Consider the following 14,246-nt stretch of genomic DNA (forward strand, 5'->3'; position numbering starts at 1 on the left):
GTTCAGCACCACGACCGAGATGATCAGCGTCGCGAACGCCGTTCCGAGCTCGGGGAACTGGACGGCGACCTCGCGCGCCAAGCCGAGCGCGATGCCGGCCTGCGTGATGAAGGCCATCCACGAGAACCGACGCTCGGCCGCCGGCTCGCCCGCGAGCGCCGATCCGGTCGCTGCGCCGGCCGCGATGCCGACGGCTCGGACGACGAAGAGGGCACCTGCGAACGGCAACGTCGCCCACAGGATGTCGAGCTTGAGCGCGAGACCGGTGATCGTGAAGAACGCGACGTAGACCGCCGGCCCGACGTCGTGGAGGATCTCGTCGAACTCGTCCCGGAACGACGTGTAGTTGGTCACGATAAAGCCGCCGATCATCGCGATGAGGAGCGGCTCGATGTAGATCTCGACGCCCAGGCTCTCCAGGCTGAACACCTTGGTCCACGACGCGAGCTCGTAGACCCCGAACCCGAGCGCCAGGATCAGCGCCGTCTTGACCAGCCGGGGCAGGTGCCGAGACAGGATCAGCTTGAGCAGCTGCCCCGTCACCATTCCGACGCCGACCGCCAAGGCCAGGTCGAGGGCGAGCAGGCCCACGAACCCGATCGTCAGACCCGTCCCGGTTAGGAGGGCGCTCGCAATCGAGGTCGCGACGGCGAACAGGACGATGATGACCACGTCCATCAGCACCGTCACACCGAGCGCCGTCCGCGTAAACGGCCCTCGTGCGTGGACCTCTTTGATGACGGCGATCGTGGACGGTGGCGAGAGCGCGAGCAGCACGGCGCCGCCCAGCAGCGACGTCGCGAGTCGGGCCTCGAATTCCCACCCCTGGGTAAACGGCAGGTACGCCGTCAGGATGTAGACCGCTACGCTGACGAGGATGAACGTGGTGATCAGGATGCCGCCTGTGCTGAACAGGATCGGGCGGAGCCGACGCCTGATCTCGGGCAGGTACAGCTCGCTGCCGGCCACGAACGCGATCACGGCGAGCGACAGCTCGTCGACGAACCGCAAGCTCTCCGCGGCCGACGAGGGCAAAAAGTCCAAGCCAAACGATCCGACCAGCGCCCCGGCGAACAGGTAGCCGGTGATCGTCGGGAGCTTGATCTTCTTGAACCCGATCCCGATCACGTACGACGCCAGGCAGACGACGGCGAAGGCCAGGGTGTACTCGAGCGTTTGCATGCGGGACCAGGGGGGACGTTGAAGCTACCTCGGCCAGCGCTGTCGCGACTTTAGGGCGTGACACGACCTCGAGGGCGGACGCGTAAGTCTCCGAGAACGGGGGCACCCCGGTGCCCTCCGTGCGTGTACCGCGCATGACACTGCTACAGAGCTTGCTCGCGATGGGAGGGGGCGTCGTCCTCCTGGTGGCCGGCGCCGAAGGCTTGGTCCGCGGCGCCTCGGCGCTCGCGCTCCGCGTCGGGATCACGCCGCTCGTCGTCGGGCTGACCGTCGTCGCGATCGGGACATCGAGCCCGGAGCTGGTGGTGAGCGTTCAAGCGGCGTTGGCGGGGCAGGGCGGTGTGGCGGTCGGCAACGTGGTCGGGTCGAACGTGGCGAACCTGGGCCTGATCGTCGGGCTCGCGGCGATCCTGTCGCCGATGGCGGTAGACCGGACGTTGATCCGGTTCGACGTGCCCATCATGCTGGCCTCGATGGTGCTCTTGGTCGTCTTCCTGCTCGACGGGACGCTGGGGCGGATCGAGGGCGGGTTTCTGGCGTCCGGCGCCGTGTTCTACACCGTGTGGAAGATCCGGGCCTCGAGGCGCGAGGTCCGGGAGCAGCAGGCCGAGCTTCCTCCCGAGGTCCGCGACGCGATCACGGAGTCGGCATTGGGGTTCAAGCGCCACATCCTGCTGGTGATCGGCGGGATCGCGCTCTTGGTGTTCGGGTCCGAACTACTCCTGAACGGGGCCGTCGCCGCGGCTGAGATGCTGGGCGTGAGCGAGGCGGTCGTCGGCCTGACGCTGGTGGCGCTGGGGACGAGCCTGCCGGAGCTCGCGACGACGGCCGTGGCGGCCCGCAAGGGGCAAGGCGAACTGGCCCTCGGCAACGCGGTCGGGTCCAACATCTACAACGTGTTCAGCGTCATCGGCCCTGCGTCGCTCGTCGCCCCGATCACGGCCACGGGCGTCAGCGCGACCACACTCGCGATCATGGGCGGGTTCGGCGTGGTCACGCTCGGGTTCCTGATGACGGGCGGCCGAACGCAGCGCTGGGAAGGCGCGGTTTTGATGGCGGGCTACGTGGCGTACATCTGGTACGTGATCCAGTAGGCGCTGCGCGCCGGGCAAGGGGAGGAGGAACGTTCGCCCTCGAGGACGGCTCCGCAGGGCGGTGCGAGGTCCGCGTTCTAGAGATCGATCTAAGCGCCACGCTCGCGTCCTCGAGGACGAGGATTGGCTGAGGGTCGGGCGCTCTGGCGCGATTTGGGGGCACTTCCGACGTCTTCGCTGAACGAACGCCGCGCCGAGTGCGTTCTTCCGGTCCTTCCTCGGGTTCCACCACCTCCATGCGAGTCCTCTTCTTTGCCGCCGCCGTCGCTATCGCGTCCCTGGCTACGCCCGTCCAGGCCCAGGGCCAGCGGACGCTCTACAACCAGGACCGGCTGGCCGAGCTCCTCTACGCGAACCGCTCCGAATCGCTCGACGCGATCCCCGACGTCTCGTACCGCTACCACACGCTCGACCATGAGAGCGGCAACTCGATCCTGGCTCGGCACGAGCTCTACCAGGAGGTCGGCGGCGGCGACGCGCGCTACGGCCGCGACCAGCTCAACGGCATGGTCGCGTTCCTGAACGGCGTCTTTATCCAAGACCTGCGCCAGGGCGACACGATCGTCTTGCCGAGCGAGGTCGGTCTGGATCCGCGTGCGTACAGCCCGTTCCCGCGCGACTACGCCGGTGCCCGCGACTTCGACAAGCTGTTCGTGATCGACAAGACGGTCCAGGCGTGGGCCGGCTACGAGAACGGCCGCCTGGCTCGGTGGGGGTTGGTCTCGACCGGCGCCGAAGGCTCCGAGACGCCGAACGGCCGGTTCAACTTCAACTGGAAAGAGCGTCACCGCGTGAGCACGCTGTCGCCTCCGGGCGAGTCGTGGGACATGCGCTGGGTGTTCAACTTCCACGATCGCCGCGGCATCCACGTCCACCAGTACTACGCGCTCCCGACGTCGGGCGCGGCCAGCCACGGTTGCGTCCGGCTCATGACCGCCGACGCCCAGTGGATCTACGACTGGGCCGATGGCTGGCGGACCGTCAACGGCGGCGCCGATCGGGCCATGGCCTCGCGCGGCCGGATCCTCGAGCAAGGCACGACGGTGATCGTCCAGGGCGAGGCGCCGGACGGCGCGCCGGACCGCTTCGAGGACGCAAACGGCCGCCCGGCGCTCATCCGCGTCGACTTGCCGGACGACCCGTACAGCGTTGAGCCGGGGACCGACCAGCAGGTCCGGTTCGACCGGCTCCGCGCCCAGCAGGCCTCGCGCTAGAGGCGCCGTCCTCGAGGTCGCGCCCCGTCCCAGAGTTTGGGGCGGGGCGCGTTTGTTTCGCCCTCGAGGGCGACGCCGTCCTCGAGGACGAGCGACCTTGCGGCGACTCCTCTCTCAGAATGACTCTCGCTCTCCCGCTCGCCGTCGGATCGCTCCCGTTTGTGGGAGAGCTGGCCGCCCTGTTCGCCGCCGGCGTCGTGGTGGCGTACCTGTGCTACCGCGTCCGGCTCGTTCCCATCGTGGGCTTTTTGCTGGCCGGCGTCGCCGTCGGGCCGTTCGCGCTCGGTCTCGTCGAGGACGTGGAGCTGGTCGCCGAGCTGGCCGAGGTCGGCGTGATCCTGCTGCTGTTCTCGATCGGCGTCGAGTTCTCGCTTAAGGAGATGGCCCGGCTCGCGCGACCCATCTTCGTGGGCGGCGGCGCTCAGGTCGCGCTGACCGTCGGGTTGGTGACGGGCGGGCTGGTGCTCGTCGGTGTTGGGCTGGGGCCGGCCGTGTTCACGGGCTTCCTGGTCGCGATGTCCTCGACGGCCATCGTGCTCAAGGTGTTGGCCGAGCGGGCCGAGTCCGACACGCCGGTCGGGCGGGTGTCGCTGGCGATGCTGCTGTTCCAGGACTTGGCCATCGTCGGGATGGTCCTGCTCATTCCGGCCTTGGCCGGTGAGGGCGGGTCGCCCCTCGAGGTCGCCTGGGCGTTGACGAAGGCCGCTCTCGTGATCGCAGCGGTGCTCGTCGGCGCGCGGCGCGTGATCCCGGCCGTCCTCGAGCGGATCGCGATGACGCGGCGGACCGAGCTCTTCCTGCTGGCCGTCGCCGCGATCTGCCTGGGGACCGCCTGGGCCGTGTCGCTCGCGGGTGTGAGCCTGGCGCTGGGCGCGTTCCTGGCCGGACTGCTGGTGAGCGAGAGCGACTACGCCGAGCACGCCCTGAGCGAGGTCCTGCCGCTTCAAACCCTGTTTACGGCCGCGTTCTTCCTGTCGGTCGGGATGCTGCTCGACCCGCGGTTCTTGCTCGACAACCTGGGCTGGGTGCTGGCCGCCGCCGTCGGGGTCCTGGTCTTGAAGGGTGGCCTGACCGTGATCAGCGCTCGGCTCCTGGGGTACCCGCTGGGCGTCGCCCTCGCGGGGGGGCTCGCGCTCAGCCAGATCGGCGAGTTCTCGTTCGTGCTCGCGCTCGCCGGCCTCGAGGTCGGGCTGACGCCGGCGGGTCTGGGAGAGGCCGGGAGCCAAGGCTTGATCGCCGTCTCGGTCTTGCTCATGGTGATGACGCCAGGGTTCATCGCACTCGGGCCGAAGATCTCGGCGTTCGGGCGCCAGGTGGAGGACGACGCGGGCGGCGGCGGAGGCCACGGCCACGGCGTCGACCTCGAGGACCATACGATCGTGATCGGGTACGGACCCGCCGGACGTCGGCTGGCGCGCGTGTTGGGCGAGTCGGGCGTGCCGTATGCCGTGAGCGACCTCAACCCCGAGAGCCTGCGGCAAGCCGACCTCGATGGCGCCCAAGTCGTGTTTGGCGACGCCGCGCGTGAGCCGATCCTGCTCAGCCTGGGCGCGGCGAAGGCCAAGCTGCTGGTCATCGCGATCAACGATCGGGACGCGACCAAGCGGATCGTGGCCGTGGCCCGGCACCTCAACCCGACGCTTCAGATCTTCGCCCGGACCCGGTTCATCTCGGACGTCGAGGTGCTCACGAAGGCGGGCGCCGACGTCGTGGTTCCCGAAGAGCTCGAGACGACGGTCCGTCTGTTTTCCCACGTCTTGGGCGCGTACCTCGTGCCGAAGGAGGAGATCGAGCGCCAGGCGTCGTTGGTGCGGCAGGACGACTACGGCGTGCTCCGCGGCTCGATCCAGGAGGCGCACTTGATGGTGCTCCAGGGGCTCGACGAAGAGGGCCTGCACACGCGGGCCGTCGCCGTCCGAGACGGCGCGCCCGCCGCGGGCCAGACGCTCGAAGCCTTGGCGCTCCGGCGCCGGCTGGGCATCACCGTCATGGCCGTCCGTCGAGGACGCGACACCGTCGGCAGTCCTGCCGGTGACTTCGTCGTCCAAGCCGGCGACCGGCTGGTCATGGTGGCCGAGTCCGACCAGTTTGCAGCGGCCTCGGACCTGTTCCGCACGCCGCCGGAGTAGGCCTCGTCCTCGAGGTCGCGCCTCCGTCCTCGAGGTCGCGCCTCCGTCCTCGAGGTCGCGTGCTCCGGCCCGTGAACTCTCGCGCGGCGGGAGCCGACGGCCAGGTTGCGGGTCTCAGCGCCTCTTCTCTCCACAAATGGCACTCGACATCCTCTCCCTGATCGGCGGGTTGGTGCTGTTGGTCGGCGCCGCCCACTTTCTCGTGCTGGGCGCTGCGGCGCTCGCGCTCCGGTTCGGACTGTCACCGTTGGTCGTTGGGCTGACCGTCGTCGCGTTCGGGACGAGTGCGCCCGAACTGGTCGTCAGCGTCCAGGCTGCGCTCTCGGGCGCCGGAGGGATCGCGGTCGGCAACGTGGTCGGGTCGAACATCGCGAACGTCGGGCTGATCTTGGGGGTCGCCGTGATCGTCAAGCCCATCGTGTCTGACCCGGGCGTGCTGCGCCGGGACCTGCCCGTGCTCCTCGCGGCGACGGCGTTCGGGGCCTTCGTCCTGGCCGACCGCGAGGTCGGGCGCCTCGAGGGCGTGATCCTCCTGGCCGCGCTCGTCGTCTACCTGGTGTGGAGCGTCTGGGCCGCCCATCGCGACAGCGTCGAGGCCGAGCTCCCCGTCGACGGCCCGAGCGCCTCGGTCGCGCGCGAGGTGATTTTGGTGGTCGGTGGCCTGGTCGGGCTCGTGGTCGGGGCGGACCTGTTCGTCGGAGGTGCCGTCCGGCTCGCTGAGGCCGCGGGCGTCTCGAATGCCGTGATTGGGCTGACCGTCGTCGCGCTCGGCACGAGCCTGCCCGAGCTCGCGACGTCTGTCGTGGCCGCGCTCCGGGGCGAGAGCGAGATCGCGGTCGGGAATGTGGTCGGGTCCAACCTGTTCAACGTGCTCGGCATCCTGGGCGTCGGCGCGATCGTGCGCCCGCTGGCGGCGCCCGGCCTCGAGGTCGTGGACGTCGTCGTGATGTGCGTCGTGACGGCCGCCGTCCTGCCGATGATGGCGAGTGGCCGCCGTCTGGCCCGCGTCGAGGGCGCGCTGCTGCTGGCCGGCTACCTCGGCTACGTTGGCTACCTGGTGGTCCAGCACGGCTGACCGTCCTCGAGGACGGATTCGCCGAAACGGGACGGGCGCTCGCGAACTCGCGCCCGACCGCGCCGTAGTCTTCCGCGACCCCGCCCCGCACCCATGGAGCTCTCGAACGACGAATCGACCCAGGCCGCCCAGGCGCCGCAGCGTCCCCGACGCCACAGCCGTGCCGTCACGCTGCGTCATACCGTCGACGGCGAAGAGCGGGAGGTCCAGGTCGGCGGAGGCGCTCCGATCACGGTCCAGTCGATGACGACGGGCAAGACGCACGACGTCGAGACGTGCTTGGCCGAGATCCGAGAGCTCGCCGACGAGGGCGCCGACGTGGTCCGCGTCGCCGTGCCGCGGCCCGAGGACGCCGACGCGCTGGGTGCCATCGTCGCCGGCAGTCCCGTTCCGATCGTGGCCGACATCCACTTTAACCACACCTACGCGCTCACCGCCCTCGAGGCCGGCGTCGCCAAGGTGCGGATCAACCCGGGCAACATCGGCAAGCCGGAGTGGGAGCGCGAGGTGTTGCGAGCGGCCAAGGACAAGGGCGTCCCGATCCGCATCGGCGTCAACGGCGGCTCGCTCGAGAAGGACATCTTGGACAAGTACGGCTATCCGCGTCCCGAGGCGCTCGTCGAGAGCGCGTTGCGCCACGCCGAGGTCTGCGACCGCGAGGACTTCCAGGACGTCGTGATCTCGGTCAAGCACTCCGACGTCTACTTCATGATCCAGAGCTACCGGTTGCTGGCCGAGCAGACGGACTACCCCCTGCATCTGGGCGTGACCGAGTCGGGCTCGATGAAGACCGGCCCGATCAAGTCGTCCATCGGCATCGGCTCGCTTTTGGCCGACGGCATCGGCGACACGATCCGGGTCTCGCTCGCGGCCGACTCGGTCAACGAGGTCCGCGTCGGGCACCAGATCTTGAAGTCTCTCCGGCTCGGGCGGCCCGGCGTCAACGTGATCGCCTGCCCGACGTGTGGGCGCCTGGCAGGCGACTTGTTCTCGGTCGTGGACGAGGTCGAGGAGGCCGTCGCCGCCAAGGGCTTCGACAAGGACCTGAACGTCGCCTTGATGGGCTGCGCCGTCAACGGTCCGGGCGAGGCGGCCGGCGCCGACCTCGGCGTGTCGCTCGGCCGCGGGCGGGCGCACGTGTTTAAAAAGGGGGAGATCGTCGGGACGGTCGAGCAGGACGAGATCGCGGACGCCGTGATCGACCTGATTGAGCGTTGGGACGAGCCGTCGGAGTAGGGAGGACGGGCCTCGGTAGGCTCGTCCTCGAGGTCGACGGGCTTCCCTCGAGGGCGCTGCTTGACCCGGTCGCGGGCGGCGGCTATCCTGCCCGACCTCTGAAAGCGCTTACAGCTCGACGCCGTGCCTGCCACGATTTACGACATCGCCGAGGGCGCCGGCGTCTCGATCGCCACCGTCTCGCGCGTCCTCAACGGGAACCCCCGCGTGTCCGACGCGACGAGGGAACGCGTCCTCAAGATCGCTAACGACTTGGGCTACGCGCCCCACGCGAGCGCCCAGAACCTGGCGCGGAGGCACACGCGGCTCGTCTCCGCGGTCGTCCCGATGATGACGTCGGCGTTCTTCGTCGAGGTCCTGCGCGGCGTCCAGGACCACCTCGACGCGACCGATTACGACTTGCTGGTCTACGCCAGTCGGACGCTCGACCGCGTCGACGGGCAGCTCGCACGGGCCGTCCAGCGCGGCCGTGCCGACGGCCTGCTCGTGGTCTCGACACCGATCACCGACGCCCGCGCCCAGACGCTCCGCATGAGTGGGCAACCCGTCGCCCTCGTCGACGCGTACCACCCCGACCTCGATTCCGTAACCGTGGACAACCGGTGGGGCGGGACCGTCGCGACGCGGCACCTCTTGGACCGTGGGCACCGCCGGATCGGGCTCCTGATGCCCGTCGAGGCGTCCGGGCCAGCGACGCGCCGCCAACTCGGCTACCGGGACGCGTTCGAACGGGCCGGCCTCGAGGTCGACCCCGCGCTCGTCGTCGCGGCCGACTGGGACCACGAGCACTACGGGTACACCCGGTACGCGGGCTACCGCGCGATGCAGGCCCTGCTCGAGCGGTTCCCCACGGGCGAGCACCCGACGGCGGTGTTCGCCGCCGCCGACGTGATGGCGTTCGGCGCGCTCCGCGCGGCCCGAGAGGCCGGCCTCGACGTCCCCGGCGACCTCGAGGTCGTCGGCTTCGACGACATCGAACCGAGCGCCTACGCCGGCCTCACGACGCTCCGGCAGCCGATGGCCGAGATGGGACGGCTTGCGACCGAGATGCTTCTCCGCCGCCTCGAGGCGCCCGACATCCCGACCCAGCACGTCGTCTTCGCGCCCGACTTGGTCGTCCGGGAGACGACCGGCGGCTCGGTAGAGATGGCGTAGCGCACGCGTTCACGCGTCGTCGTCGTTCGTGAGTGGTATCCCTCTCTGTCGATGATCCTCCGCGCTCTGCTCGCCTTGCTGGTCGCGGCCCCCGTCGCGGCCCAGACACCACTTAGGGACTCTGTCTGGGTCCGACCCGGCCTCGAGGACGGGGTCACGTTTTGGGCGGATAGCAGCGGTGTCGAGGTCCTCGGAGTCACGGCCGTCGCCCTCGATGCGACCGCACCTGACGGCGCTCGCCGTCTCCTCGATCTCGAGGCCCGTCTCACCGCCAGCGGCCTCGCGGTCGTGCGAGACTCGGCGCTCGAGCGTGTGGGGTCAGCGGTTCGCGTCGTCCCGCTTCTGCTCGGCGCCTTCGCCTCCGGCAGCCTGGAGGCTGGCCCGTTCGCCGTCCACGTTCGTGCCAGCCTCAGCGAACCGGACTCCGAGTTCGTCACTGTCCGGGTGCCCCTCTCGCCTGGGCACGACCTCGACGACCAGCGCCGACGGGATCTCGCCCTGCTTCACGTCGCGCTGCCCGGGGTCCCCGTCTTCGAGGGCGCGGCCGTCCTCGAGGTCGATCTGCCGTACCTCCGAGACGTCGTCGCACTCCGCCGGTCCAGCGCGGTCCTGCGCCGGGGCGACCTCGAGGTCGTGTCTGCCCATGGCCGTGCCGTCGCGTTCTCGAGGACGCTGGACGGCGAGGGCTGGGTCGCCGCCTTCAACGCCGGCGACGAGCCGGCCTTTCTCGCCCTCGAGGGCGAGCGTGCGCCGATGCCACTGTGGCCGGTCATGGCTTCGAGGCCAGACGTCGACGTGCCCGGACTCGTCGCCTTGTTCGACGACGACGGCGCGGTCTACGGGCTTCGCGTGCCACCGCGCGCCACCGTTGTGTATCGTCCGGTAGCCCCTGACGACGTCCGCCCTCGAGGGCTGGACGAATAAGTGCCCATGCGTCTTCCGATCCTCGCCCTCGCCGCGCTCGTTGCGGTCCCCGTGTCGGCCCAGGTCTCGTCGGCTGACAGCGTGGCGACGTTGTACAGCCAGAACCGGATGGCGGAGGCGCTGCCGATCGCGCGTCGCGTCGCGTCGGCCCGTGGCGCCGGCCTCGACGCTCGAGCGCGCCTGGCCGAGATCCAACTGTTGGTCGGGGAGGGGGCGCGCGACTCGACGCTCCTGGCCGAGGCGGTCCAGAACGCCGAGGCCGTCTTGGAGCGCGACTCCTGCAACGTGCCGTCGCTCTTGGTCAAGTCGCGGTCGCTCGTCGACATCGACCCCAGCGCTTCAGATGACGCTCAAGACCGCGCTGTGGCGTGCGCGCCTGATGACGGCAACGTCTGGCTCGCCTTCTGGACGGTCTCTGTTCGAGAGGGGCGGCTGAGCCGTGAGCAGGACGCGCTCCGCGCCCTCGGCCGGCTTGGCTTTTGGTCCCAACCGATGCTGGCCTTCGCACGCTGGACGTTGCGGGCAGCCCCACAGAACTCGCTTCTGCTTGCTGATGGACCGAGCGATGCTGCTGTCTTGCGGATGGTCCAAGACCTCGAGGGCGTCCGCCCCGACGTCGTCATCGTTCCGTTCTCGATGTTGGAGTACCCCGGTGTATTGAGCGGGCTTGCCCAGCGCGAGGTGCCCGTTCTTGATCCTGCCGGTTTCCAGCCTCGACCCGACGCGAGGGGCAGTCGCGACAGTGCGGGCGGTCGCATGTACACGCTCGCTGATGCGGTCCTCGATAGGTGGCTCGAGGATGGGCACGTGGTCGTTGGCTCGATCACGCTCGACCCACTCGTACTCGGCACCAAGGGCGGCGTCGTGGACCGCGGCGCCTTGCTTGCTCCCGGCCCCTCGTCGTTCGACGCCGACGCGGCGACCGCGTCCTTCCGAGGAATCGACCCGTCCGCGTTCGACGGACCGGCGGTCACGCCGGGCGACCGAGACCCCGTCCGCCGCGCGTCGCCGTTCGACCCGGGCGGGGTCGTCCTCTTCCAGATGTTGCAGACGGCCGTCGCCCACGCGCAGGAGGGAGACGAGGAGGCTGCTGAGTCGGCCTATGCTCAGGCGGTCTCTTTTGCGCAGGGCTCCGGCCGCGAGAGCGAACCCTTGGTCCCGATCGCTCGTGAGTGGGTCGACGACGCCCTGTCCAATGACTAGCCCCGACGCGTCCTCGAGGTCGACCTGTTCGGGTGAGCCTCTCTCAGAGTGCCAGGTCAGTCGTCCTCGAGGGCGACGCACCGGGGGCGTACAGCCGGCCTCGAGGGCAGCGCTGGCGCTTGTGCTCTGCGGTGGTCTGGCCTTCGGCGCGTGTGCCGGTGCTGAGAGCCCACCTCCTCCTGGCGAGCCCATCGTGGTTCAGATCTGGCACCAGAAGGACGCCGCCGAGCGCGATTTCCTCCAGGACTGGGCGACGAACTACAACGGCCGTCAGGACTCCGTCGAGGTCGAGGTCTTGTACAAGGAGACCGAGGAGCTTCGCAACCACTACGTGTTCGCTGCGATCGGCGAGAAAGGCCCGGACCTGATCTTCGGCCCGGCCGACAACATGGGCACGTTGGGGATCACCGAGACCATCCGCCCGCTCAATGACCTGGTCCCACAGCCATTCTTGGACGGGTTCTCGGAGGACGGCCGCGTGATGTACGACGGCCAGATCTACGGGCTCGCCGACCAGATTGGCAACCACCTGACGTTCGTGTACAACCCGGCGCTCCTGCCCGAGCCGCCCCACACCCTCGAGGAGCTGGCCGCGCTCGGCTCGACCTTGACGAAGGACCTCGATGGCGACGGCGACCCGGACCAGTACGCCTTGGTCTGGAACTACACCGAGCCGTTCTTTTTCGTCCCGTTCCTGACCTCGTTCGGCGGCTGGGTCATGGACGACGCCGGCAACCCGACGCTCGACACGCCCGAGACGGTCGCGGCCATCCAGTACGTCCTGGACCTGCGCGACCGCTACAACGTGATCCCCCGCGAGGCCGACTACGAGACCGCCAAGGCCCTCTTCCGCGACGACTTCGCCGCGGCCACCATCGACGGCCCGTGGTCGTGGGGCGGCTACAGCGACGCCGGCGTCGACGTCCAACTGGCTCCCTTGCCACTCAACGAGCAGACGGGCTTGTACGCCCGTCCCATGGCCGCCCCCAAGGCGTACTCGGTCAACCCGGCCGTCCCCGGTTGGAAGCTGCCGGCCGTGATCGGCGTCTTGATGATGCTGACCGGTGACGAGATCCAAACGCAGATGGCGAACGAGCTCGCCACGATCCCCGTCCGCACCGCCGTCCGCGAGTCGGGCGTGATGGAGGCGAACCCGGTCTTGCAGCAGAGCTTGCGCCAGATCGAAAAGTCCCTCCCGACGCCGACCGACCCTCAGATGCGCCAGATCTGGGACGCCATGCGCGGCCCTTACCAACTCGTGATGAACGGCCAGGTCTCCGCCCAAGAGGGCGCCCGCCTCATGCAGGAGCAAGCCGAAAAGCGAATCGCCGACACGTTCTTGAATTAGGGATGGGGTGTTGGGGGATAGGGATTGGGGTCTTCTGATCTCGGCTTTCCCCAACCCCTAACCCCCAATCTCCAAAACCCATCAATGCTCAACGCCCCCACCGACGCGATGGCCATCGAGGCCGCGACCACGCCGCCCTCGAGGTCGGGCGTGTGGCAGCGGCGGCTGTTCCTGGCGTGGTTGCTGATCCCGACGGCGGTTGTGGTGTTGGCCGTGGTCGCGTTCCCGTTCGTCTACAACGTGGCGATCTCGTTCAGCAACATGAACATCTACACGCTGCGCGACTGGGAGCTGACGGGGCTCGGCCAGTACGCGGCGGTGTTCGCGGAGCCGGCGTTCTGGGCCGTGTTCTTGAAGACGATCATCTGGACGGTCGTCTGCGTCGCGTTCCACGTCGGGCTGGGCGTGCTGCTGGCCGTCGTGTTGCACCAGCAGTTTATCAAGGGCAAGGGCGCGTGGCGCGTGCTGCTGATCCTGCCGTGGGCCGTGCCCCAGTACATCACCGCGCTGACATGGCGCGGGATGTTCAACTTCGAGTTCGGCGCGGTCAACCTGCTGATCGAGGGGCTGGGCGGGAGCGCGATCTCGTGGCTCAGCGATCCGGTCACGGCGTTTATCGCGGCGATCCTGACCAACGTGTGGCTCGGCTTCCCGTTCATGATGGTGATCGCGCTCGGCGGGTTGCAGTCGATTCCGAAAGAGCTCTACGAGGCGGCCGAGGTAGACGGCGCGAGCGCGTGGGTTCAGTTCCGCACCATCACGGCGCCGCTCTTGAAGCCGGTCATGGTGCCCGCGATCACGTTGGGCACGATCTGGACGTTCAACAACATCAACGTCGTCTGGCTGGTCTCGAACGGGGGCGAGCCGAACGACCAGACGCACATCCTGGTCAGCTACGTCTACGAGGCCGCGTTCTCGATGTACCGGTTCGGCTGGGCGGCGGCGCTATCAATGGTCATCTTCGCGATCCTGTTCACGTTCACCCAGGTCTTCCTCAACCGGACCCAGGCGACCGAATCGGTGTACTAGCGTCCTCGAGGGCGCGCGTCGCGGAGCCGTCCTCGAGGACGACCGCTCAACCATCTACCGAGTCATCCCCGCGCAGGCGGGGACCCATCCGATCCCACCAACAGAGTGCCCCGCCCCGGTTTCGTCTACATCCTCGCCAGCAAGCCAAACGGCACGCTGTACATCGGGTCGACGACGGACCTCGCTCGCCGCCTCGATCAGCACAGGCGAGGGGAGGGCTCGGCGTTTGTGACCGAGCACGGCGTTACACGGCTCGTGTACGCAGAGGAGCACGCCTCACCACGCGAGACGGTAGAGCGCGAGCGTCGGATCAAGAAGTGGAACCGAGAGTGGAAGCTGAGGCTAATCCAGGATCAGAACCCGACGCGGCGAGATCTCGGCGTCGACCTCGAGGTCGGTCCATGGGGAGGCTCGGTCGCCGCCTCTCAGCGCGACGGGGAGTCGGGCGACCTCGAGGACGGCCGCATGGGTCCCCGCCTTCGCGGGGATGACTCTGTTGGGGGGAGCAGCGCGAGGGCCTCGACCTCGAGGGCGAAAGCAACACTGTCGACGCTGGACCTCGACCCGATCTCAAGGGCGTATTCGTCCCCCAACCCCCAACCCCCAATCCCCAGAACCCATCCCGCCCTCGAGGTCGGCCGCGCAGCGCTCGCGGTC

The 14,246-nt window shown here is 68.9% G+C and carries 12 protein-coding genes; 11 read left to right on the forward strand and 1 reads right to left on the reverse strand.

Translation table 11 applies throughout. From position 1 onward, the window contains the following. On the reverse strand, positions 1-1,182 hold a 1,182-nt coding region (locus WBA11_RS19250), incomplete at its 3' end, for a cation:proton antiporter (protein ID WP_424522246.1). Between the two features lie 134 nt (positions 1,183-1,316). On the opposite strand from WBA11_RS19250, the gene WBA11_RS19255 reads away from it, so the two are divergent. The 11 genes from WBA11_RS19255 to WBA11_RS19305 form a co-directional block, all read left to right on the forward strand. Then, positions 1,317-2,276 (forward strand): calcium/sodium antiporter, encoded by a 960-nt coding sequence (locus tag WBA11_RS19255; protein WP_424522247.1) that lies wholly within the window; start codon positions 1,317-1,319, stop codon positions 2,274-2,276. Positions 2,277-2,512: 236 nt separating this feature from the next. Further along, complete coding sequence (locus WBA11_RS19260) at positions 2,513-3,490, forward strand: L,D-transpeptidase (RefSeq protein ID WP_424522248.1); 978 nt, start codon at positions 2,513-2,515, stop codon at positions 3,488-3,490. Between the two features lie 119 nt (positions 3,491-3,609). Then, positions 3,610-5,619, forward strand: coding sequence for a cation:proton antiporter (locus WBA11_RS19265; RefSeq protein ID WP_424522249.1), 2,010 nt, complete (start codon positions 3,610-3,612; stop codon positions 5,617-5,619). A gap of 136 nt (positions 5,620-5,755) precedes the next feature. Further along, positions 5,756-6,694 (forward strand): calcium/sodium antiporter, encoded by a 939-nt coding sequence (locus WBA11_RS19270; RefSeq protein WP_424522250.1) that lies wholly within the window; start codon positions 5,756-5,758, stop codon positions 6,692-6,694. Positions 6,695-6,787: 93 nt separating this feature from the next. Further along, a complete protein-coding gene (gene ispG, locus WBA11_RS19275) occupies positions 6,788-7,930 on the forward strand; it encodes a flavodoxin-dependent (E)-4-hydroxy-3-methylbut-2-enyl-diphosphate synthase (RefSeq protein ID WP_424522251.1) in 1,143 nt (380 codons plus the stop codon). Between the two features lie 123 nt (positions 7,931-8,053). Continuing rightward, positions 8,054-9,085 carry a LacI family DNA-binding transcriptional regulator gene (locus WBA11_RS19280; RefSeq protein ID WP_424522252.1) on the forward strand — a complete coding sequence of 344 codons (1,032 nt, stop codon included), beginning with the start codon at positions 8,054-8,056 and terminating at the stop codon, positions 9,083-9,085. 51 nt (positions 9,086-9,136) lie between these two features. Then, positions 9,137-10,009 (forward strand): hypothetical protein, encoded by an 873-nt coding sequence (locus WBA11_RS19285; RefSeq protein WP_424522253.1) that lies wholly within the window; start codon positions 9,137-9,139, stop codon positions 10,007-10,009. Between the two features lie 6 nt (positions 10,010-10,015). Then, positions 10,016-11,212: a hypothetical protein gene (locus tag WBA11_RS19290; protein WP_424522254.1), complete on the forward strand. Its 1,197-nt coding sequence runs from the start codon at positions 10,016-10,018 to the stop codon at positions 11,210-11,212. Then, on the forward strand, positions 11,205-12,560 hold the full coding sequence (locus WBA11_RS19295; protein ID WP_424522255.1) for an extracellular solute-binding protein: 1,356 nt from the start codon (positions 11,205-11,207) through the stop codon (positions 12,558-12,560). The genes WBA11_RS19290 and WBA11_RS19295 overlap by 8 nt, the downstream gene beginning before the upstream one ends. 84 nt (positions 12,561-12,644) lie before the next feature. Then, positions 12,645-13,589, forward strand: coding sequence for a carbohydrate ABC transporter permease (locus WBA11_RS19300; RefSeq protein WP_424522256.1), 945 nt, complete (start codon positions 12,645-12,647; stop codon positions 13,587-13,589). A 105-nt stretch (positions 13,590-13,694) separates the two neighbouring features. Beyond that, positions 13,695-14,246 (forward strand): GIY-YIG nuclease family protein (locus tag WBA11_RS19305; RefSeq protein ID WP_424522257.1); only part of this gene is annotated, 552 nt, incomplete at its 3' end.

The organism is Rubrivirga sp., from assembly GCF_049648075.1.
Classification (GTDB): domain Bacteria; phylum Bacteroidota; class Rhodothermia; order Rhodothermales; family Rubricoccaceae; genus Rubrivirga.

Coding starts and splice junctions, on each gene's coding strand:
- WBA11_RS19255 (WP_424522247.1), top strand. CDS start 1,317: ATGACACTGCTACAGAGCTTGCTCGCGATGGGAGGGGGCGTCGTCCTC.
- WBA11_RS19260 (WP_424522248.1), top strand. CDS start 2,513: ATGCGAGTCCTCTTCTTTGCCGCCGCCGTCGCTATCGCGTCCCTGGCT.
- WBA11_RS19265 (WP_424522249.1), top strand. CDS start 3,610: ATGACTCTCGCTCTCCCGCTCGCCGTCGGATCGCTCCCGTTTGTGGGA.
- WBA11_RS19270 (WP_424522250.1), top strand. CDS start 5,756: ATGGCACTCGACATCCTCTCCCTGATCGGCGGGTTGGTGCTGTTGGTC.
- ispG (WP_424522251.1), top strand. CDS start 6,788: ATGGAGCTCTCGAACGACGAATCGACCCAGGCCGCCCAGGCGCCGCAG.
- WBA11_RS19285 (WP_424522253.1), top strand. CDS start 9,137: ATGATCCTCCGCGCTCTGCTCGCCTTGCTGGTCGCGGCCCCCGTCGCG.
- WBA11_RS19290 (WP_424522254.1), top strand. CDS start 10,016: ATGCGTCTTCCGATCCTCGCCCTCGCCGCGCTCGTTGCGGTCCCCGTG.
- WBA11_RS19295 (WP_424522255.1), top strand. CDS start 11,205: ATGACTAGCCCCGACGCGTCCTCGAGGTCGACCTGTTCGGGTGAGCCT.
- WBA11_RS19300 (WP_424522256.1), top strand. CDS start 12,645: ATGCTCAACGCCCCCACCGACGCGATGGCCATCGAGGCCGCGACCACG.